Genomic DNA, 21610 nt, shown 5'->3' with positions numbered 1-21610 from the left:
TTGTAGTGACCCCCTTGAGTTGGACTGAAAGTCCAACTCAAGGGGGTTTTTTATATGGTTAAGTTTTCAAGTGAATTTAGGGCAAAAGTAGTTTTGGAGTATTTGGATGGAGGGGGAGGAACGCACGAACTAGCAAAGAAATATGGGATTGGTAGTCATACAACAATTCTTAATTGGGTAAATCAATACGAGAAATATGGGGCTAAAGCGTTCGAAATACGTAGTCCTAAGGTTGTTTATGATGGTAAGTTTAAATTAGAAGTATTAGAATGGATGTGGAGAAACAGAGCATCATTACCTGAGACTGCACTTCATTTTAATATATCTACACCCAGTACAATCTGGTTTTGGAAGAGGACTTATGAAGAGGAAGGTGTTGAAGCTCTGTATAAACGGAGAGGAAGACCAACTCAAATGACAGCTAAAGATAAGCACCAAAGAGGAGGAAATGAGGATTCCTCTGAACTTGAAAAACTACAACGTGAAAATCGCCTATTAAGGATTGAAAATGAATACCTAAAAAAGTTAAGAGCCTTAATTCAGGAGTCCGAGGATACCGACAAAAACAAGCGAAGGTAGTCACTGAATTAAGGGGGAAATATCGTTTAACTGAGATTTTGAAGGTCGTCGACCTTCCTAAAAGTGTATATTTTTACTATCAAAATCATGAAGAAACCAAACATGGTGACCAAAAATTAATAAAAGAAATCAAATCAATCAAAAGGGATAATCCAGCTTATGGGTATAGACGCGTTCAACTTGAATTAAGAAATCGTGGATGTAAAGTTAACCATAAAAAAGTTCAACGCATTATGCAGGATGAGCACTTACAGTCACAGGCATATATGAAAAAGAGTCGGAAATACAACTCATATAAAGGGACTGTTGGTAAAATTGCCCCTAATCGGCTAAACCGCAGGTTTAAAACAGACCGACCTTATCAAAAGCTTACAGTAGATGTCACAGAGTTACGCTGGGGAGATAAGTCCACAGAACACCGCTGTTATCTGGAACCTGTCATGGACCTTTATTCTGGTGAAATTCTGTCCTTTAACATTGATCTTCATCCTACTGTAAAATTTGCCTTAAAACCATTACATGAAGCCCTGGAGGCACTTCCCGAACTTCCTTATAGGACTACTGTTCATTCAGACCAAGGGTTTCAATACCAACATCGCAGCTAGGTAAAGGAGCTTAGGGAACATCATGTATTTCAAAGTATGTCACGGAAAGCAACTTGTCTTGATAATGCAGCAATGGAGAGTTTCTTCCACCTTTTAAAATCTGAAACAGTCCACCTTTACGACTATCAATCTTTTGAGGAGGTCGCAAAGGCAGCATCTGAATGGATTAGTTACTATAATAATTATCGAATTAAAGAAAAACTCGGTGGCAAGAGCCCTGTTCAGTACAGGCTTCTTACCACCGAGAAATCAGCGTAATATTTTTGTCCAACTTTATGGGGTCAGATCNTGGCAAGAGCCCTGTTCAGTACAGGCTTCTTACCACCGAGAAATCAGCGTAATATTTTTGTCCAACTTTATGGGGTCAGATCGTCGTTGGCGGGTTTTTTTATATCTTTTCTAAAGCCTGCTCCAGATCGGTCAGCAAGTCCTCATACGCTTCCAAGCCCACGGAAAGACGCAGCAGTGTCTCGGCAATACCCATTTTTAATCGCTCTTCCTTTGGAATTACAGCATGGGTCATCGTTGCTGGATGCTGGATTAAAGTTTCACACTCACCCAAACTAACTGCTATTTTAATTAACTGCAATTGATTCATGAATCGCTGCGCGGTATCCTTTGTCCCCTTAATCGAAAAGGAAATCATCCCGCCAGGCTGCTTCATTTGTTTTTTCATAATGTGAAAGTCGGGATGTTCCGGATCGCCTGGGTAAAAAATCGATTCAACCTTTGGATGGCTTCGAAAGAATTCAAATAATTTTTGGGCATTTTCGGAATGCCGATCCATTCGAACAGGCAATGTTTTAATGCCTCGAAGCAAGAGCCAGGCATCAAACGGGGATATAATCCCGCCGATATCTTTCTGGATACTTTTTGCCAGGTGGGAAATAAACGCCTTTCTACCAATCACCAAACCGGCAATCACATCACCATGGCCGCAAATATATTTTGTCGCACTGTGAATCACAACATCGCAACCCAGAGATATCGGTGTCTGCAAATATGGGGAGCAGAACGTATTATCGACGACGACTGGTATCCCCCTTTCCTTCGCCACCTGGGCCGCCATTTCCAAATCGATGAGCTTCATCGTTGGGTTAATTGGCGTTTCAATATAAATGCATGCGGTATTGGGGCGAAGTTCAAGTTCAAACGTATTGCGAGTATCCATATGGGAAAAACTGTGATCAATATTGTATTTCTCCTTTAATAACTGCAGCAGCCCAAAGGTACAGCCATATACCCCTTGGGAACAGAGAATATGGTCACCTGACTTGGTTAATTCGATCAGCACTGCACTGACTGCTGCCATTCCGGAAGAAAAGGCTAGCGCGGCTTCCCCTTTTTCAAGGATGGCGATTCTCTCCTGTAACATTTGGACTGTGGGATTGCCCAACCGTGAATAAATATGGCCCTCTTCCTGTCCAGAGAATCGTTTTTCTCCTTGTTCGGCAGTTTGAAAGGTAAAAGTAGAGGTTTGATATAATGGCGGCACTAAACTTCCTTGATGCTCCCGATTCCGATAACCAGCATGAATTGCTTCTGTTTCAAACCGCACATCCTCTTTTTCCAAAATTAGCCTCCTCCTTATGAAAACGATCTCAAATTTCTATAATATATGATCATGACATAATCAAAGACACCCGCTTTATGATTGGTATGTTTTGAAAACCGAAAATGTCCTTGACTTATTGGCTATTAAAATTATATAATATTCTTTGTGTAAAATATTGCAGCCTATGTGAATATCTTTAATGGTTCATTTTGTTCCTCATAAGGATATATGGACAAGCGCTTATGATGGTGCATCGCGTAACCCTCTGCTGCTAGGGCGATGGTGCATGAAAACAAAATGGCTATTTTGGAAGGTTCATAACGGTTTTTATTTTACAAATAAAAACAATAGAGGAGGAGTCTTTCATGGCTCGTTATACCGGCCCTAGCTGGAAATTATCCCGTCGTCTTGGAATTTCTCTAAGCGGCACAGGCAAAGAATTAGAAAAGCGTCCTTACGCTCCTGGACAACATGGTCCAAACCAACGCAAGAAGCTTTCTGAATACGCATTGCAATTGCAAGAAAAGCAAAAGCTTCGTCATATGTACGGAGTAACTGAGCGTCAGTTCCGCAACCTGTTTGTTAAAGCAGGCAAAATGGGCGGCGTTCACGGCGAAAACTTCATGATCCTTCTTGAATCTCGCCTTGACAACCTTGTATACCGTTTAGGTCTTGCACGCACTCGTCGTGCAGCTCGCCAGTTAGTAAACCACGGCCACATTTTAGTTGACGGTTCACGCGTGGATATCCCATCATACCGTTTAGCTCCTGGCCAAACAATCAGCGTTCGTGAAAAGTCACGCAATCTTGATGTAATCAAGGAAGCAATTGATGTAACCAACTTCATTCCTGATTATTTAACTTTCGATGCTGACAAGTTAGAAGGTACTTTCACTCGCTTGCCAGAGCGTTCTGAATTGGCTGCTGAAATCAACGAAACATTCATCGTTGAGTTCTACTCAAGATAATTGATTTGCTTATTAAATAGCAACCGCAAAAGCCCTAGAAACCGCGTTATATCAACGCTTCTAGGGTTTTTTATTTGTTCCTGCTTTGTAGACTTTTGTATTCTCCCCCAACCATTTGGGGGAGGTTTTGGGGGATATTTTTATAAAAATATACGTGGACAGACGCATCTGCTATATACAAATCCTACTAAAAATAAACTCACAGGCGTTTTTACCGACGAAATGAAAAAAAGAACTGGTAATATCAGAACCTAAATTCGATGTTCTACGAAAAGGTCTAGCTTGTGACATTAAGCCTGATAAGACAGGACTTCAAAAATCGCGGCCAATGGAAGTAGCAGCGGACATTAAATCAAGTTATCAAGAACTTTTTTTCTTTATTGATAGGATTTTAACTAGTTATTTATACATTATTTGTTGAATACACTAGCCAAAGGGACCATGGGAAATGGTACCAATTTCCTCCGGAATGGAGTGGTAATTGAATGGCTAACCAGCTTCAGCCAGGGCTAGAACTCCTGGCTAACCAGAAGATCACCGCAAACAATGGGCGGGCATTCCTGATTATGCAGGGCGATGGAAACTTCGTACTCTATGAAGTACATCGAGGCAAAAACATCTCTGTCTGGGCGTCCGGCACTAACGGCAGAGGCGGCGTGAAAGCAATCATGCGGGATAATGGCAGCCTTGTCATCTGCAATGCGAATGGCCAAACAGTCTGGGACTCAGGCACCGCTGGGAACCCCGGAGCATATCTCATCCTTCAAGACGATGGAAACGCGGTGATCTACACCAAACAGGGAAAAGCACTCTGGGATTCGGGAACATGGCGCCATAGTCGTAAGCTTGGTTTCGACCCAGCGGTTCACGGGTTTTTGTTTAGCAACAGTTTCGTCAATGCTGTGGCTAAAATTCCGGGCTATGGGCAGGTGACAACATATGGAAGGTGCGGCGGAATGACTTTTGCAGCACTCGACTACTTTCTCAAGGGCATTCCGGTTCCGAAATACACCCGGAATCTTTTCAACGCAAATGTTCCCCCGGATGGACACTGGCTTGCGGATTACATTTACAGCCGGCTTATGGACAGTTTCCTTGTGGTTTCCTCCATCAATTATGTTCGTTGGACCTTAGCGTCTGATCATTCTACCGTCCTTGGAGGAAAAGGAGTCACCCGATGGACGAAAGAGGATGAATTTCCAAAGCTGCGAGCGATTATCGACGCCGGTAAGCCGGTCGCCCTTGGTCTCATAGGCGCAACCAGCCTTGAGGAAATCGGATCGAAGAATCACCAGGTGCTAGCCTATGGGTATGAGTGGCACCCGAAGGCCGAAATTATGAAAGTGTTCGTGTACGATAACAACACGATCAGTCAGGAGGTGGTTTTGTCCTCCGAACCGGGCAACCCCCACTTTGACGCCACGAATACCAGCCCTTGGCGGGGCTTTTTCGTAGTTGACTACCAGCAAAAGAACCCTCCCGTGTTCACATCCAAGCCTCCTGCAGCCAATGCTGCGGTCCGGTACGGTCAGACCATCAAAGTAAGTCACCTTATGACAGGACTGACTCTCCATTCGCACGCACTGAACTACGGCCACAAGGGAAGTTCAGGTCAGCAGCAGGTCACCTGCTTCAAAGGAGCCGATGACAATGACTTTTGGAAGATCAAGGGGGCCAACGGAACACCAGCGAACCACAGGATCAATGAAGTAGTCCAACACGGCGATGTAATCCGGCTCGAGCATATGCCCACACAACGCAATCTGCACAGCCACCGCGGACACCCTTCCCCCGTCACAGGTCAGCAGGAGGTAACCGGCTTTGGCACCGGAGGCCAGGGAGACGACAACGATAACTGGCGGGTCGAGATTGACGGCGGTGGTCAGTGGACCGCACAGCGACGGGTGCGACTTGTTCACTTGCTCACCAACCATACACTTCACTCCCACCGAGGGTTCAGCGATGCCCGCTGGACGGCCGGCCAACAAGAGGTAACCGGCTTCGGCAACCGGGATGATAATGATTGGTGGTGGCTCCTCGAAATCCGCTGAGTGCAGCTTTGTTTCAAGATTTCCATACTTTGACCGTGAATTTCAACATCAGCTTGCCAGGATGATTAAGCTTGCAGTGTCTACGGCAAATTATTGAACGGCAAAACAGTCGCCAAGAGTGATCCGGTTCAGCTTAAGAATCAGGTAAAATCACCTAGCAGACTCATAAACAAACAGGTGAGGCAGCCCCAAGCTTTAAATCCATTACATTGGGGAAGGTTTTAAAAAATCCCACTTCACACCCCATAAAGAGTAGTGTTTTGGGAGCCGTTGAGTATCCCTCACGTTAATCGTTATCAAAACCTTGGAAACCTTGTTTCCAAGGTTTTTTTATTAAAAGGCTCTGTCATAGCTAGAGGTTGAATTCCCATATCTACACGAAATATCAACAATGAATAATAACAGAGCCTATTAAAAAGTAAAGCCGCACCGAATTTTTCGGTGCGGCTTCTATTTATTGCGCTTCGAATCCCCCAACCTCAACGACGTTGGATGGTGCAGATTCGTTACCGGCAATGTCTACTGCAGTTACATAATAAGATCCATTTATGGCGTTAAATGAAAGACTTGAACCGGCTGTAATGCTGGCTACTTTATTGGAAATGAAGCTTCCCTGGTAGACACGATAGCCGACGACATCATTATCAGGAGATGCTGTCCATGTCAATGTATTACCGGAAACTGTCAGGTAGACGCCATCCGGTTTCTTGCCATTGTCCCCCATTTTGGCACTTGAGACAAGAACTTTTCCCCAGCGGTCCCGATCCGGAATTAACTGATCAATGTTTTTGAAATCTTTTCCAACCATTCTTTCAACAAAGTCAGGGTTTAAGATTAAACCGGATTGTACAAACTCTTTCGGGGTAGAATCCAGGGCCAAATATCTTTTGCCGCCGATCGTTACAAACTGACCTTCAATCAAACTGTCATCGACCTTCGTTGGTACATCCTTCACGTTAAAATAATCACTTTCAATTAGGCCCGCTTTTGAACAGGCATCGGACGGAAGCAGTCCCGAAACGGCGCAATAACTGCGCTTAACAATGCCCTCCGGAGTCGGGAAGGTATCTTTTGGTGCGACTAGCTCTGGTTTAATTTTATAAGCGGCATTAATAAGCTGAGCCCAAAGATTATTTGTCCGCTGGCTGTAAGAGACAGGACCGCCTCGCAATGATTTCGGCGTATCATAGCCGGTCCAGATTCCAAAGGTAATGTTCGGATTCATCGCCACAAACCAGGAATCTACATACTCATTCCCTGTACCCGTTTTGCCTGCCCAATCAGCACTGAAAGCCAGCTTGCCCTTGATGCCGGCTGCTGTCCCCGAATTGATGACATCGCGCATCATATCAAGCGTCAAGAAAGCGGTCTGCGGTTTGAAAACATCTACTGGCTTAACCTCATGCTGATAAACAATTTTGCCGCTCTTATCGACAATTTTTTCAATCATATAGGCATCAATAAATTTCCCGCCGTTTGCATAAGTTGCAAATGCGTTCGTATTTTCCTCAACAGTAACGCCGTTTTTCATTGAACCGAGTGCGGTCGCCAGGTTCGTATAATCATCATTTCGAAGAGAGGTGAATCCCATCTTTTCGAGATATTTTGCCGGTTTCTGATCAAGGATTTCCGAGTATAACTTTACTGCCGGCACGTTATATGACTTCGCAAGGGCATATCGTGCGGAAACCAAGCCACTATAGCGGAAATCATAGTTTTGCGGCCACGGCTTTGCTCTTCCGGGAATAAAATTCAACGCCACGTTTGGCAACGGAGTTCCTGGAGACGCTTTGCCCAGTTCAATGGCCGGTCCATATACAAGCAGCGGCTTCATTGTCGAAGCATTTGGCCGGACTGCGCTAGTAGCATGGTTTAGCTGCTGTTTATTATAATCTCTCCCGCCGACAAAGCTGATGATTCTTCCTGTCTTATTTTCAATCAGCTGGGCGCCAACCTCTACAGGCTCCATTACGGTAATTTTTTCACCCGTATCTGGGTCTTCCTTTTCTTGCGGTTTATCCGGACCGTAGTCTCTATAATTATCCTTGATTACCTGCATGGCATCGTAAATTTCTTTGTCAATCGTTGTATGAATTTCATAGCCATTTTGGCGTAAATTTTGGCTGGCCAACCCTTTATACTTGTAAAACAGGCTTTCATCCTTTTGCAGGTCCTTTTCAGAATAGCCATCCTTTTCCGCTAATACTGTCGTGAGAACGTCAATGGCCCGCTTTTCAATCTCAAACGTCACCCACGGATAATTATCAATCGGATTGGCAGTTGGCTGCGTAAAATCCTGGGTAATATCGTAGGCCAATGCCTCTTGGTATTGGGTCTCGTTAATATAACCGCCATCCAGCATTCGTTTCAGCACGGTTTTCATTCGAGAAATTCCAGGTTCAAGATTCGTTTTTCTTTGCCCATCCCTTGTAAACGGGGTGTACCCGAAAGGACTTTGCGGCAATCCGGCAATGAAAGCTGCTTGCGGCAGCGAAAGTTCTGCAGCCGTTTTGCCAAATATTCCTTTGGCGGCGGCCTGAACTCCGGCAATATTCCGTCCGGAAGCGTTCCGGCCAAAGGTTGAGACATTTAAGTACGCTTCAAGAATTTCTTTTTTATCAAAAAATTTCTCCAGGCGGAGCGCCAGCAAAATTTCATTTGCCTTGCGCTGGAACGATACCTCGTTGGTGAGAATTTGGTTTTTGATCAATTGCTGGGTCAAGGTACTGCCGCCCGATTGAATCGGAGAGTTGGTTACCTCCTGGAAAAGCGCGCGGAATACCGCTTTTGGCACAACCCCTTGGTGCTGGTAAAAGTACTCATCTTCTGTGGCAACGACCGCATTAATGAGGTTTTCTGATACCTGATCAAGTTTGACCTCTTCCCGCTCCAAATCTGTCCTCAGTTTTCCCAAATAAACATTATCAGCAAAATATAATTCCGATGTTTCCGTATAATTATAAATATCTTTTTTCATGCTATCATAGGAACGGACAGGTTCGTCTTTTACCAGAGAAGCAAAATAACCGGCACCCACCCCTGTCGCAAAGGCGCCGCCTATAATAACAACCGACAAAATAAGCAGAAATAAATTCCAGAAGACCGAATAGGTAATTCGGACTCCTTTAACCGTTTTTTTATGAGTCAACAAATTTATGACGGATTGGGCCTTTTCCATCCAAACTTTCCATTTTTCATTCATAGCATCACCTCTAATAAAATCACCTACAATTATAGCATATGAAGCCTGTAAATATTGACAACGTTCTACAATTTTCTAAATTTTCCATTTGGCGTTTGACATTAGGATGAATATATGATAGAAATATTATTAATTTAATTTTTATAAAAAGCTTTGAAGGGAACCAATCGTAGTTCTTCTATCCCTGTTTTTAGAGAGGCAGCGGCCGGTGCAAGCTGTCACATATAGGAGAATGAATTACATCCTTGAGCTTTCTCTGTGAAGTTAGTAGCGGAGACCGGTTTAAACCGTTATTTTTTTGAGTTGGAGGAATTTTCCTCAAGCTGGGTGGTACCGCGTATATATACGTCCCTGCAATTTGCAGGGGCGTTTTTATTTTTATTTTGGAGGTCTTGTATAGTGAATTTATTAGAGGATTTGAAGTGGCGTGGCATTATTTATCAGCAAACGGATGAAGAAGGATTGAAAAACCTTTTGGATAACGAAAAAATTTCTCTGTATTGCGGAACGGATCCGACGGCAGACAGTTTGCATATCGGCCACTTAGTGCCATTTTTGACGCTGCGCAGATTCCAACAGCATGGACATCGCCCAATCGTTTTGGTCGGCGGCGCAACCGGCATGATTGGCGACCCAAGCGGAAAAAGCGAAGAGCGAAAGCTGCAAACAATCGAAGTTATTTTGAAAAATTCCGAGGGGATTAAAAAGCAACTGGAAGCCATCTTTGAGTTTGAAGGCGATAATGGCGCCATCATGGTCAATAACTATGATTGGACCAATTCCATGAATGTAATTGCGTTCCTGCGTGATGTCGGTAAGCACATCGGCGTGAACTACCTGTTGGCAAAGGATACAATTGCCTCGAGGCTCGAAACGGGAATATCCTTTACCGAGTTCACCTACACGATTTTGCAGGCGATGGATTTTAATCATTTATATGATCATTTTAATTGCAAATTGCAAATCGGCGGCAGTGACCAGTGGGGCAACATTACCTCGGGGCTTGAATTAATTCGCAAGATGCACGTGGAAGAAACAAAAGCATTCGGGATGACAATACCGCTTGTCACCAAATCTGATGGAACCAAGTTTGGCAAAAGCGAAGGCGGCGCGGTATGGCTCGATCCGGAAAAAACAACTCCATACGAGTTTTACCAGTTCTGGATTAACACGGCTGATGCCGATGTTGTGAAGTACCTGAAGCTTTTCACGTTCCTTTCTAAGGAAGAGATCGAAGCGTTAGAGGTGAGTGTACAAGAAGAGCCGCACCTCCGTAAGGCCCAAAAGGCTTTGGCTGAAGAGATGACTCGTTTGATTCATTCTGATGAAGCCTTACAGCAGGCAATCAAAATTTCACAGGCGCTATTCAGTGGCGATGTCCGCAGTTTATCGGCTAGTGAGATAGAGCAAGGTTTTAAGGATGTACCATCTTATACTGCGCAGGGGGAATCAGACCTTGTTGAACTGCTGGTTGCCGCCAAAATTTCTCCTTCGAAGCGCCAGGCCCGAGAGGATATTGGGAATGGTGCGGTAACAGTAAATGGAGAGAAGATTACTGATACTGCTTATGTTCTTCAAGATGCGGACAAAATTGAAGGTCGGTTTACGATTATTAGACGAGGGAAAAAGAAGTATACGTTAATTAAGTACTAATAACAAAAACCCAAACCGAGAATGAGGTTTGGGTTTTGTTTATATATTAGTCTTCCATCGTAGACAAATCACCGGTCGGCAAGTTCAATTCCCATGCTTTTAACACACGTCTCATGATTTTACCGGAGCGGGTTTTTGGCAACTTGTCGCGGAAGTCGATTTCGCGAGGCGCCGCGTGGGCAGCCAAGCCTTTTTTGACAAATGTTCTAATTTCTTCCTTTAACTCATCAGTTGCCTCATAGCCATCACGGAGGGCAACAAACGCCTTAATGATTTCTCCGCGGACAGGGTCCGGTTTACCGATAACGCCGGCTTCTGCAACTGCCGGATGTTCAACGAGCTTGCTCTCCACTTCGAACGGTCCCACACGCTCGCCGGATGTCATGATAACATCATCGACACGTCCCTGGAACCAGAAGTAGCCATCCTCATCCATGTAAGCAGAGTCACCGGATACATACCAGCCATTTGGCATAAAGTAGGATTCATATTTTTCAGGGTTATTCCAAATCTTATGCATCATCGATGGCCAACCCTTTTTAATTGCCAGGTTGCCCATCCGATATGGCGGAAGTTCATTGCCTTGGTTATCGACAATCGCCGCAACGACACCAGGAATTGGTTTGCCCATTGAACCTGGCTTGATTTCCATGCAAGGGTAGTTGCTGATTAACTGGGCTCCGGTTTCCGTCATCCACCAGTTATCGTGAATCCGTTTGTTGAATACCTTGGCGCCCCATTTGACAACCTCTGGGTTCAATGGCTCACCGACACTCAATACATGTCGAAGACTGCTCAAGTCGAACTTTTTAACAAGCTCATCCCCTGCACCCATCAGCATCCGGAACGCAGTCGGGGCGCTGTACCATACGGTTACGCCAAAGTCCTCTATCATTTGATACCAGGCTTCAGGGCTGAAGCGGCCGCCAATAATAACGTTAGAGGTTCCGGTTAACCACGGTCCAAAAATCCCGTACGAAGTCCCTGTAACCCACCCTGGGTCAGCCGTACACCAGTAAACATCCTCTTCTTTCAAATCGAGTACCCATTTCGCCGTTTGATAATGCTGAATCATCGCATTATGTACATGCAGTACTCCTTTAGGCTTTCCGGTTGAACCGGAGGTATAGTGAAGGATTAGGCCGTCAGTCCGGTCAACCCATTCAATTTTAAGATCCTTGCTGGCTGCTACAAATTTTTCTAGGAAGTTCACAAATGGACCCTGCTCGTCGACGTTTTTCCCAACGAGGAAAATAGTCTTTAAAGCAGGCAGTTCATTAACTGGGACACGCTCCAACAATTCAGGAGTCGTGACTAAAACCTTTGCTTCGCTGTCTTGCAAACGATCCCTTACAGCACCTTCCATGAATGCTTCAAATAAAGGGCCGACAATTGCTCCAAGCTTGATCGCACCCAAAACAGTGAAGTAAAGCTCAGGAGAACGCGGCATGAAAATAAACACGCGGTCACCCTTCTCCACATCCCCATAATTCTTTAACACATTCCCTGCTTTGTTGGAAAGCTCCTTCATTTCCTTAAAGGTATACTTCTCATTTCTTGAAGCATCACGATAATATAGGGCCACCTTATTTTTTCGGAACGTGTTGACATGGCGGTCAATGGCTTCGTATGCCATGTTAACAAGCCCGGTTTCACTCCAGGAAAAAGCCTTTTCGGTCTCCTTCCAGTCAAAGCTCTGGTAGGTCTCTTCATAATTCCGCAAGTTGTGCTCCCCTTGCACAACTGGTAACGCTTCCACTTTCATTGAATCTCCCCCTTTGAAGTATTGTAAGATTATTATAGTACAATTGATAACTATTCACAATTTTAAAAATATATTTATTTTTGAAAAACTACAAGTCTGCAGCAACACGCTAAATTTTAAGAAAATTTAGTGAAAACGCTTTTAAGCTGGTAAATTCATGTATAATAGACTTGATATTACTATAGATTTTTTTCCAGGGGTGACCAAATGGAGCATAAAAAAACCTATAATGCCAAGGAATTAAAGACTCCTCACGGGAAATTAATAATCGAAGGACCAGTTTCCTCTGAAAAACTGGCAGGCTACGATTTTCATGAAGACCTTGTTGCCTTTCGCCCGCCGGTACAACAGCATCAGGCGCTAATTGGAATTGCCGACTTGGAAGAAGGAAGAATTATTATTGCCCGCCATCAAAATACCATCGTAGGCTATGTTACATTCCTATATCCGGATCCGCTCGAACGCTGGTCGGAAGGAAAAATGGATAATTTAATAGAGCTAGGTGCGATTGAAGTAATCCCAAAATTCAGAGGGTGCGCCGTTGGAAAAAACCTGCTGATTGTGTCCATGATGGATGATGCCATGGAGGATTACATAATCATTACCACTGAGTATTATTGGCATTGGGATTTAAAAGGCACTAAATTAAATGTTTGGGAATATCGAAAAGTTATGGAAAAGATGATGAATGCCGGGGGATTAGAATGGTATGCAACCGATGATCCCGAAATTTGCTCACACCCGGCAAACTGCCTGATGGCCAAAATCGGTAAGCGCATTGACACCGAATCGATTCAGCGATTCGACCGCCTCCGTTTTATGAACCGCTTTATGTATTAATCTTAAGAACCGAGGGGATGGCTAATGATTGTTGAAGAAATCATGAAAACGGATGTAGCTACGCTCCATCCAACAGATACAATCGCAGATGCGATGGCTTTAATGGAAGTAAGGAAAATCCGTCATATTCCGATTGTCGATCATGACAAGCATCTAGTCGGACTGGTAACAGTTGCAAAAATTAGAGAAGCAACTCCATCCATTTTTCATGCAAATGAACATCCTGAAATTTTAAAAAAGACACTAGATACCATAATGGAGCGTGACGTTATTACCGGACACCCGCTGGATTTTGTCGAAGAGACTGCCGCTCTTTTCTATGAACATAAAATCAGCTGTATCCCTATTTTAAATGATAGAAAACTAGCAGGGATTGTCACGGAAACTGATTTATTGCGGACGATGATTGAACTGACAGGTGTTCATCAACCAGGATCCCAAATCGAAGTAAGGGTACCGAACATTTCAGGCGCCCTTAGCGATGTAGCTGGCATTATCCGCAAACGAAATGCCAACATTCTTAGTGTTCTTGTTTACCCGGATAAGCAAGATGGGGCATTCAAAATTCTCGTCCTCAGGGTTCAACTGATGAATCCGACCGGACTAATCCAAGACCTTAAACAGGCAGGACATCAAGTACTATGGCCAAATCTGCCGGGGATGAACATATGAAAGACAGCTGTTCCTTTATCTATTCGGAAGAATTGTTGAAATATAAATTCAGCAGCCATCATCCGTTTAATCAATTCCGGCTTAAACTGACAGTGGACTTATTAAATAAAATCAATGCACTGGACCCGCAACAGGTGATTCCACCGCGTATGGCAACAGAGGAAGAATTAACATTAATCCATGACCCAAGCTACATCGATGCAGTGAAAAAGGCTGGACAAGGTGCTCTGCCACAGGGCATTGCTGAAAACTATGGCCTTGGCACTGAAGATACCCCTATTTTCCCCAACATGCACAAAGCTAGTGCCTTATTGGTAGGCGGCACATTGACCGCTGTCGACCAGGTCATGACCGGAAAGGCACTTCATGCGCTGCATCTTGGGGGCGGCCTGCATCACGGCTTTCGGGGGAAAGCCTCCGGGTTTTGCATTTATAATGATAGTTCTGTCGCAATTAAATATCTTCAGGAAAAGTATAATGCCCGGGTGTTATATGTCGATACGGATGCCCACCATGGCGACGGCGTGCAGTGGTCCTTTTATGACGATCCCAATGTCTGTACTCTTTCGATTCATGAAACGGGCCGTTATTTATTTCCCGGAACAGGAAATATTAATGAGCGCGGCCAAGGGGCTGGTTATGGATATTCATTTAATATTCCTGTCGATGCCTTTACCGAGGATGAATCTTGGCTCTATGCTTACAAAAATGCCTTTAAAGAGGTGGCAGAATTTTTTAAGCCTGATGTGATTTTGACGCAGAACGGCGCCGACTCACATTACTATGACCCGTTAACCCATTTATCGGCTACAATGAAGATTTATCGGGAAATTCCGAAACTTGCCCATGAAATTGCCCATCAATACTGCGGCGGCAAATGGATTGCGGTTGGCGGCGGCGGTTATGATATCTGGCGTGTTGTCCCTAGGGCGTGGGCGCTTATTTGGCTTGAAATGACCGGAAATCCAAATTGTTACGGCAACTTGCCCGCCGACTGGGTAAGTCAATGGCAAAAGCAAGCTCCCGTCAATCTGCCCCTGGAGTGGGACGACCCGGAAAGCTTGTATCCTCCGATACCAAGGAAACCGGAAATCACCGAAAAGAATCTACTCACCCTCGAAAAAGCAATGTATCCAATTCGCAGCCATCCAAGAAGTGAATCGAGTTAATAGAAAAAGGCCAACCAACCTTGCCCCAAAAATTGTCGAGGAAGTTATTCTTCGGCAATTTTTTTGTCATGAGATGCAGTCCCATGACGCGTTCGGTTTGTTTTTTCCCTCAGACACGTCATGAGATGTAGTCCCATGACGCGTTAGGCTAGATGTTTCCCTCACACACGTCATGAGAAGCAGTCCCATGACGCGTTAGGCTGGTTTTTTCCCTCAGACACGTCATGAGATGCAGTCCCATGACACGTTCGGCTGGTTTTTTCCCTCGGACACGTCATGAGATGCAGTCCCATGACGTGTTCGGCTAGATTTTTCCTTCAGACACGTCATGAGATGCAGTCCCATGACGCGTTCGGCTAGATTTTTCCCTCAGACACGTCATGAGAAGCAGTCCCATGACGCGTTCGGCTGGTTTTTTCCCTAAGACACGTCATGAGAAGCAGTCCCATGACGCGTTCGGTTAGATTTTTCCTTCAGACACGTCATGCGAAGCAGTCCCATGACGTGTTCGGTTGGTTTTTCCCCTCAGATACGTCATGAGTGGCACCCATGACGTATTGAGCTAGATTTTCCCCTCAGACTTGTCATGAGAGATGACTTATCCAAGTTTAATTAGTCTTCCCTCAATTTTCGTCATTAGAGCTGTTCTTAGTAATCTTGTCATTGGTTGTATGGAGGATTCTTTTATTATAAAAACTCTGTTGGTTTGTGCGGAAGGCACGAAGACTCCTGCGGGAGTGCGGGGCAGTGGGAGACCCCGCAGGCGCATGCGCTGAGGAGGCTCCCCGGCACGCCCGCGGAAAGCGAAGTGCCTCCTCCTAAAAGCTATCGCTTTTAGTCGTGCGATGCTAATGCTGCCGAAGCTTTCCTTGTGGAGCACAAATCAACAGACAAGTTGTATCTGCTATGTATAAATTAGTAAGGAGAATAATAAAAGGATGTAAAAATTTTTTATATGTCTAAGGCCAACAGCAAGCTGTTGGCCTCTTTCAATTTTATTCTCTTGTCGATTGTCGATGTTCAATTCTATGAGGGAGCACGACAGTCTGTTCCTCTACCTTTTCCTTGTTCATCAGCTTGGTCAACAGACGCATCGCCACCGCACCGATATCATATAACGGCTGAACGATCGTGGTCAGCTGTGGGCGTACCATCAGTGACAACCGAGTGTTGTCGGAAGTAATCACTTCGAAATCCTCAGGGATGTGATAGCCTTTATCTTCTGCCCCATGAACAACACCAAGGGCCATTTCATCCGCCCCGACAAAAATGGCAGTCGGTTTGACCGGAGCTTCCAACAGTTTCTCGAAGGCTTCAATTCCGGAGTCGTAAGTATATTCTCCTTCAATAATCAGTTCCTCATTAACAGGAATATTTGCCTCCGCTAATGCCCGCTTATAGCCGTTTAGTTTCTTTACGGAAATATCCGGTTCGTAAAGAGGACTTATGACAAAAGCAATCTGCTGGTGGCCTCTATCGATAAATTCCTTTACAGAATCATAAGCAGCCTGTTCATAATCAATATTGACTGACGGGATTTGTTTTGATTCTTCAATGGATCCGGCCAGGACAATCGGAACTTGTGATCTTTCAAATTCTTCAACATGGTCTGGAGTAATATGTCCGCCCATAAATACGATGCCATCAACTTGCTTGCCGAGCATGGTATTTAATAAATGCAGCTCTTTGTCCTTATTTTGATCAGAATTGCTTAAGATGATATTGTACTTATACATGGTCGCAATATCTTCAATCCCACGTGCCAGTTCAGCAAAAAAGATATTCGAGATATCTGGAATGATGACCCCGACGGTAGTTGTCTTTTTACTGGCCAATCCTCTTGCCACAGCATTAGGACGATACCCTAATCGATCAATGACTTCCATAACTTTTTTTCTTGTAACCGGTTTTACATTCGGGTTTCCGTTCACAACACGTGAAACCGTGGCCATCGATACATTTGCTTCACGGGCCACATCATAAATCGTAATATTATTCACTAGTAACACTCCCCTAAAACGAGCATTGTTTACTTTATTTTACAACAACAACAAGGATTCTAGTCATGACTGCTTTTTGTGAGAAAGTAAACAAACTTAATTTATGTATTTAATGATACGACAAGAAGGTCAAAGCCGCAATTGCCTTTGTCAACATTTTTCGCAATAATGCCAAAAAACCTCCCGCACATAATTAAGATGCAGAAGGTTTTTTTGCAGCTTGGTTTAAAGTTTAACAAAGTTGGAAGCTAGCAGTTCATTATAGAAATGATCAAACTGCTCCAAATTCATTTGCTGCTGGGCATCAGATAGGGCCACTGCAGGATCCGGATGGACTTCGGCCATTACGCCGTCTGCTCCGATCGCAATTGCCGCCTTTGCCGCAGGAAGCAATAAATCTCTTCTTCCGGTTGAGTGGGTAACATCGACCATTACAGGTAAATGAGTTTCTTGCTTTAAGATTGGCACGGCAGAAATATCGAGCGTATTTCTTGTTGCCCGCTCGTATGTTCTAATGCCGCGTTCACAAAGAATGATTTGCCCATTTCCCTGTGCCATGATGTATTCGGCGGCATTAATAAATTCCTCAATGGTTGCCGCAAGACCGCGCTTCAATAGAACTGGTTTATTGACTGCGCCGGCAGCTTTCAACAATTCGAAGTTTTGCATATTGCGGGCGCCGATTTGAATGACATCAAGGTAATCGACAGCCATCTCGATATCGGCTGGATTGACAATTTCACTGATAACAGCCATATCGTATTCGTTAGCCACACGTTTTAATATTTTTAAACCTTCAACACCTAGCCCTTGGAAATCGTATGGAGAGGTTCTTGGCTTATACGCACCTCCGCGCAGAAGCTTAAGTCCTTTTTGCTTCATCGCTTTTGCTACGGTAGCTACTTGTTCATATGATTCAACAGCACATGGGCCGAACACAAAGTGCGGTTTACCATCGCCAATCGTTTCACCTTTTAACGTTACGATGGTATCTTCAGGCTTTTTCTTTCTCGATACTAGCAATGCCTTCTCATGATCATCTTTTTGCAGATTTAAACCTGCCTTGAAAATTTCCTTAAAAAGGTGATCGATGGTTGAATTATCAAACGGTCCGTCGTTATGTTCCTTGATGACTTCTAGCATTTTTCTTTCACGGACTGGATCGTAACGGTATACCCCCTGATTCCCTTTTACCCGTCCAATCTCTTGGACGAGGAGAGCTCTTTCATTAATCAGCCTCAATAACTCCACGTTTAATTCGTCCATACGTTCTCTTAATTGATCTAATTCATTTTTGCCCATCATCTTCCCCGTCCTTTCGTTTGTAATTCAGCTTTGTTCCCCATCATTATGAGCTAAGCATGGGAGTAAGTTACTGCCTCACAAATTGAAATTTTTCAAAAATATAATTTCTTTAATAATTAGGGTTTATTATAACGAAAATATTTATGTTTGTCACTCTTTTTTCTTTAATAATTAAACGCTTTTAAGCGTTAAAGCGTTTAAAGGAGTGATAATATATTAGTGTATGCTCTTCGTTTTAATTTGTGCCATTTTTACTGGTTATCATTTACAGCATTTTGTAATGCACGATTGGTAATCTTCCAATGGGAAGCATTCCATAGCGCTTGACCATTCAAAAATAAGATTGCCTGCGGGGACTCATGTTTGATGGCGAATTTTTCTGCTATTTGATTTGATAATGGGCGTGATTCCTGAACTGCTAGGTAGTATGTCGGAATGCCCGCGTTTTCGGAAGAAAATTTTTCGTATTCGTTATAGGCGGCCTGGCTGATTGGGCAAGTTAAACTATGTTTCAGAAAATAGAACTTATCTTCTTTGTTCAGTATTTCCTCAAATTGTTGGGCTGTTTCAATTTTTACAAGCATTGTTATAACCTCCAAAAAAATAAACGGTGAAGTAATTTTATCACTTCACCGTTGCTATCACAAATAATGTGTTTTAGTCTGCTAAAGCTTTACCTTGCTCTCTTCTTCATCGAAGGCTTTTTGAGCTTCCGCCAATTTTCTTCTGATTTCATCGCTTTTTGAAGTGCCCGCAGCTTTATTGCTGCCTGAATTGGAATTTGGGCCTTGGATGGAAATATACGCCTGTTCCGATTCCTCCAAAGCGGCATCTTGAACGTGAGGTTTTCCTTTTACCTTATTGAGCAAGTCCGTTGATTGCTGGGCAAGTCCTTGGGAAAGAGTAATGGTCTTGGCCTTCACGTTTTCCGTTAAATCCAAAATCGAATCCTTTCTGACTGAATCGCGCAGTTCCTTCCCCGTTTTGGTTGAAAAAAGTAAAGTGGCCGCCGCCCCAATCACCCCGCCAACAATCGCACCCAGCAAAAAGCTGCTTGATGAGTCCTCCTCGTTCCGGCTTTGGTTTGTTTCACGCAGTTCGTATTCCCTTTTGGTCATATTCACTCCAACCTCCTTGAAAAAATTATTGCGAACGAACTCTTTGTTTCTCTTTTACATTTTCTTCGACTTTAGCCTGTTTTCGTGCCTGCCACTTATCCTTCAATTCCAGAAATACATTGGTCCATTGGACGATTTGTGATACAGTTTCTTTGCTGTCCTCTACCTGCTGGTCGATGGAATTTGTGATATTTTTTAACGACCCATTAAACTTTTTTACGGATGTGCCGACGTCTTTGACCGCATCAACGACACTATTCAACTGCTCCGATTTTTGCTGCAAATCGTCAGCCAGAGCATTTGTTTTTTGCAATAAAGAGGTCGTTTCACTCGTCACGCCTTCAAGCTGCTTTTCCAACCCTTTCAGGGTGTCTGAGACACTGTTCAGCGTAACCTTCAGGGATTTTAATGTTGCCGATAAATAAATCACGAGCACAAAAAATGCGATCGCGACCAAGGCCGCGCTTAAGTATAAAATAATTTCCACCAATAAAACCTCCGTCAAATTCCTATCATTATGTATAACCCATCATGCCAATGATTAAACCATGACAATATCTTATACTACTTCCATTCTTTTGTCCTATTTTCCTGCCATTTGTTATAAAAATTTCCTCATAACAAAAAAGGATGCCAGCTTTTTGCTGGTATCCCCTGTTTACTATTAAACAATTTGTTTTTCATAGGATTCCTGGAACTTCTGTATGTCCCCTGCTCCCATAAAGATGATGACACTGTTTCGATGTTCTTTTAACACAGAAGTGTTATCTTCAGAAAGAATTTCCGAACCAGGAATTTTCTCCTGCAAATCCTCGATTGACAGCTTCCCATGTTTTTCCCTAGCAGAGCCAAAAATCTCGCATAAATAGGTTTTATCCGCCAAGCGCAGGCTTTCGGCAAAATCGTCCAAAAACGCCTGTGTTCTTGTGAATGTATGCGGCTGGAACACGGCCACGATTTGGCTGTCAGGATATTTTTGCTTGGCAGCATCAATGGTAGCCTTGATTTCTGTTGGGTGATGGGCATAATCGTCAATTAAGATTTGACCGCCGAGTTTTTTCTCAGTAAATCTTCTTTTTACACCTTGGAACGTTGTGAGCCGATCTTTCACAATCGCAACGTCAATTCCTTCATAATGGCAGACGCCAATGACCGCAAGAGCATTTAGCACGCTATGGTCACCAAAGGTGGGAATGGAAAACGTATCATAATAGGTATTACGGATAAACACATCGAAGCTTGTTCCTTCAGTGGTTTTTACAATATTGGCCGCCTGATAATCATTTTCCTCTTGGAATCCGTAGAACAAGACAGGAACCTTTGCTTGGATTTTTTGAAGCTGTTCATCATCTCCATAGGCAAATATCCCTTTTTTCACTTGAACGGCCAATTCCTGAAATGCCGAAAAGACATCGTCAATATTGGCAAAATAATCAGGATGGTCAAAATCGATATTTGTCATGATCGCATAATCAGGAAAATAGGATAGGAAATGCCTTCTATATTCACAAGCTTCAAAAACAAAATATTCAGCGCCTTCTTCCCCTTTTCCGGTCCCATCACCGATTAAAAAGGAAGTAGGTTTTGCCCCGGCGATCACATGCGCCAGAAGCCCTGTCGTTGATGTTTTCCCATGAGCGCCCGTAACCGCAACGCTCGTAAAATTTTGCATAAAATCTCCCAAAAATCGATGGTACCGTACAATAGGAAGTCCAAGCTTCATCGCTTCTTGAATTTCTTCATGGGTATCAGGAAAAGCATTCCCTGCAATAATCGTCATACCTGGCTGAATATTTTCCTTTTGAAACGGGAGCATTTTAATTCCCGATTGCTCAAGGGCAGCCTGAGTAAAAAAGCGCTTTTCGACATCGGAGCCTTGCACTTGAAATTTCATATCGTGCAGCACTTGTGCAAGTGCACTCATTCCAGACCCCTTTATACCTACAAAATGGTAAATTGTCATAGAAGAACCTCCAACCAACGTATCTGTAAAACAGTATATGACATCTGTCTTTATTTGTTATTCGGAATAACAACGGGTGCAGATGTACTGCCTTTAGTTAAAACATATTTCACTATTATAGCACTGTTCTTTTATAAAAACTATTTTTCATGTTCAATCCAATTC

Annotated in this window: 15 protein-coding genes, 1 pseudogene and 1 other annotated feature; of the genes and pseudogenes, 7 read left to right on the top strand and 9 right to left on the bottom strand. The window is 43.7% G+C overall.

The features are described from left to right. Positions 1 to 54 precede the first annotated feature (54 nt). Positions 55 to 1442, top strand: a pseudogene (locus tag AR334_RS28895) (IS3 family transposase). Between the two features lie 130 nt (positions 1443 to 1572). Here the strand turns inward: AR334_RS28895 and megL are convergent. After that, on the bottom strand, positions 1573 to 2757 hold the full coding sequence (gene megL, locus AR334_RS12940; RefSeq protein WP_066311193.1) for a methionine gamma-lyase: 1185 nt from the start codon (positions 2755 to 2757) through the stop codon (positions 1573 to 1575). A 347-nt stretch (positions 2758 to 3104) separates the two neighbouring features. On the opposite strand from megL, the gene rpsD reads away from it, so the two are divergent. Both rpsD and AR334_RS12930 read left to right on the top strand, forming a co-directional pair. Further along, positions 3105 to 3707 (top strand): 30S ribosomal protein S4, encoded by a 603-nt coding sequence (rpsD, locus tag AR334_RS12935; RefSeq protein WP_066311186.1) that lies wholly within the window; start codon positions 3105 to 3107, stop codon positions 3705 to 3707. Between the two features lie 485 nt (positions 3708 to 4192). Then, entirely contained in the window at positions 4193 to 5758 is a 1566-nt protein-coding gene (locus AR334_RS12930; RefSeq protein ID WP_066311184.1) for an MIR domain-containing protein, read from the top strand. Positions 5759 to 6212: 454 nt separating this feature from the next. Here AR334_RS12930 and AR334_RS12925 read toward each other — a convergent pair whose 3' ends face one another. Further along, complete coding sequence (locus AR334_RS12925; protein ID WP_066311182.1) at positions 6213 to 8960, bottom strand: transglycosylase domain-containing protein; 2748 nt, start codon at positions 8958 to 8960, stop codon at positions 6213 to 6215. A gap of 144 nt (positions 8961 to 9104) precedes the next feature. Further along, positions 9105 to 9316: a binding site (T-box leader), on the top strand. Positions 9317 to 9359: 43 nt separating this feature from the next. On the opposite strand from AR334_RS12925, the gene tyrS reads away from it, so the two are divergent. Next, positions 9360 to 10613 carry a tyrosine--tRNA ligase gene (gene tyrS / locus AR334_RS12920; protein WP_066311179.1) on the top strand — a complete coding sequence of 418 codons (1254 nt, stop codon included), beginning with the start codon at positions 9360 to 9362 and terminating at the stop codon, positions 10611 to 10613. Positions 10614 to 10659: 46 nt separating this feature from the next. Here the strand turns inward: tyrS and acsA are convergent, their stop codons facing one another. Continuing rightward, on the bottom strand, positions 10660 to 12378 hold the full coding sequence (acsA, locus tag AR334_RS12915) for an acetate--CoA ligase (RefSeq protein ID WP_066311173.1): 1719 nt from the start codon (positions 12376 to 12378) through the stop codon (positions 10660 to 10662). Positions 12379 to 12585: 207 nt separating this feature from the next. Between acsA and AR334_RS12910 the strand changes: the two genes are divergently transcribed. From AR334_RS12910 to AR334_RS12900, 3 genes are read left to right on the top strand one after another with little or no spacing between them, the layout of a single operon-like run. Then, entirely contained in the window at positions 12586 to 13218 is a 633-nt protein-coding gene (locus AR334_RS12910; RefSeq protein ID WP_066311167.1) for a GNAT family N-acetyltransferase, read from the top strand. A gap of 24 nt (positions 13219 to 13242) precedes the next feature. Beyond that, entirely contained in the window at positions 13243 to 13890 is a 648-nt protein-coding gene (locus AR334_RS12905) for an acetoin utilization AcuB family protein (protein ID WP_066311159.1), read from the top strand. Further along, the gene (locus AR334_RS12900) at positions 13887 to 15059 is read left to right on the top strand and encodes an acetoin utilization protein AcuC (protein ID WP_066311153.1); all 1173 of its coding nucleotides are present in this window, start codon (positions 13887 to 13889) and stop codon (positions 15057 to 15059) included. The genes AR334_RS12905 and AR334_RS12900 overlap by 4 nt, the downstream gene beginning before the upstream one ends. A gap of 995 nt (positions 15060 to 16054) precedes the next feature. Here the strand turns inward: AR334_RS12900 and ccpA are convergent. The 6 genes from ccpA to murC all read right to left on the bottom strand — a co-directional run bounded on the left by ccpA (position 16055) and on the right by murC (position 21445). Further along, complete coding sequence (ccpA, locus tag AR334_RS12895) at positions 16055 to 17059, bottom strand: catabolite control protein A (protein WP_301337165.1); 1005 nt, start codon at positions 17057 to 17059, stop codon at positions 16055 to 16057. A 225-nt stretch (positions 17060 to 17284) separates the two neighbouring features. Continuing rightward, entirely contained in the window at positions 17285 to 18361 is a 1077-nt protein-coding gene (locus AR334_RS12890) for a bifunctional 3-deoxy-7-phosphoheptulonate synthase/chorismate mutase (RefSeq protein WP_066311148.1), read from the bottom strand. A 254-nt stretch (positions 18362 to 18615) separates the two neighbouring features. Further along, complete coding sequence (ytxJ, locus tag AR334_RS12885; protein ID WP_066311143.1) at positions 18616 to 18948, bottom strand: bacillithiol system redox-active protein YtxJ; 333 nt, start codon at positions 18946 to 18948, stop codon at positions 18616 to 18618. 81 nt (positions 18949 to 19029) lie between these two features. Further along, complete coding sequence (locus AR334_RS12880) at positions 19030 to 19482, bottom strand: YtxH domain-containing protein (RefSeq protein WP_066311135.1); 453 nt, start codon at positions 19480 to 19482, stop codon at positions 19030 to 19032. Between the two features lie 25 nt (positions 19483 to 19507). Beyond that, entirely contained in the window at positions 19508 to 19969 is a 462-nt protein-coding gene (locus AR334_RS12875) for a DUF948 domain-containing protein (protein ID WP_066311131.1), read from the bottom strand. Between the two features lie 177 nt (positions 19970 to 20146). Beyond that, positions 20147 to 21445 (bottom strand): UDP-N-acetylmuramate--L-alanine ligase, encoded by a 1299-nt coding sequence (murC, locus tag AR334_RS12870; RefSeq protein ID WP_066311126.1) that lies wholly within the window; start codon positions 21443 to 21445, stop codon positions 20147 to 20149. Between the last annotated feature and the right edge of the window lie 165 nt (positions 21446 to 21610).

Origin of the sequence: Bacillus sp. FJAT-29814 (assembly GCF_001510715.1) — a bacterium.
Classification (GTDB): domain Bacteria; phylum Bacillota; class Bacilli; order Bacillales; family Cytobacillaceae; genus Neobacillus.
Note: the sequence above shows the minus strand (reverse complement) of the source record. Positions and strands in the feature narration are given on the sequence as shown.

Bases quoted from the DNA above. Each gene is read 5' to 3' on its own strand.
- rpsD (WP_066311186.1), top strand. From the start codon at position 3,105: ATGGCTCGTTATACCGGCCCTAGCTGGAAATTATCCCGTCGTCTTGGA.
- AR334_RS12930 (WP_066311184.1), top strand. From the start codon at position 4,193: ATGGCTAACCAGCTTCAGCCAGGGCTAGAACTCCTGGCTAACCAGAAG.
- AR334_RS12925 (WP_066311182.1), bottom strand. From the start codon at position 8,960: ATGAATGAAAAATGGAAAGTTTGGATGGAAAAGGCCCAATCCGTCATA.
- acsA (WP_066311173.1), bottom strand. From the start codon at position 12,378: ATGAAAGTGGAAGCGTTACCAGTTGTGCAAGGGGAGCACAACTTGCGG.
- AR334_RS12910 (WP_066311167.1), top strand. From the start codon at position 12,586: ATGGAGCATAAAAAAACCTATAATGCCAAGGAATTAAAGACTCCTCAC.
- AR334_RS12905 (WP_066311159.1), top strand. From the start codon at position 13,243: ATGATTGTTGAAGAAATCATGAAAACGGATGTAGCTACGCTCCATCCA.
- AR334_RS12900 (WP_066311153.1), top strand. From the start codon at position 13,887: ATGAAAGACAGCTGTTCCTTTATCTATTCGGAAGAATTGTTGAAATAT.
- AR334_RS12890 (WP_066311148.1), bottom strand. From the start codon at position 18,361: ATGGGCAAAAATGAATTAGATCAATTAAGAGAACGTATGGACGAATTA.
- ytxJ (WP_066311143.1), bottom strand. From the start codon at position 18,948: ATGCTTGTAAAAATTGAAACAGCCCAACAATTTGAGGAAATACTGAAC.
- AR334_RS12880 (WP_066311135.1), bottom strand. From the start codon at position 19,482: ATGACCAAAAGGGAATACGAACTGCGTGAAACAAACCAAAGCCGGAAC.
- murC (WP_066311126.1), bottom strand. From the start codon at position 21,445: ATGACAATTTACCATTTTGTAGGTATAAAGGGGTCTGGAATGAGTGCA.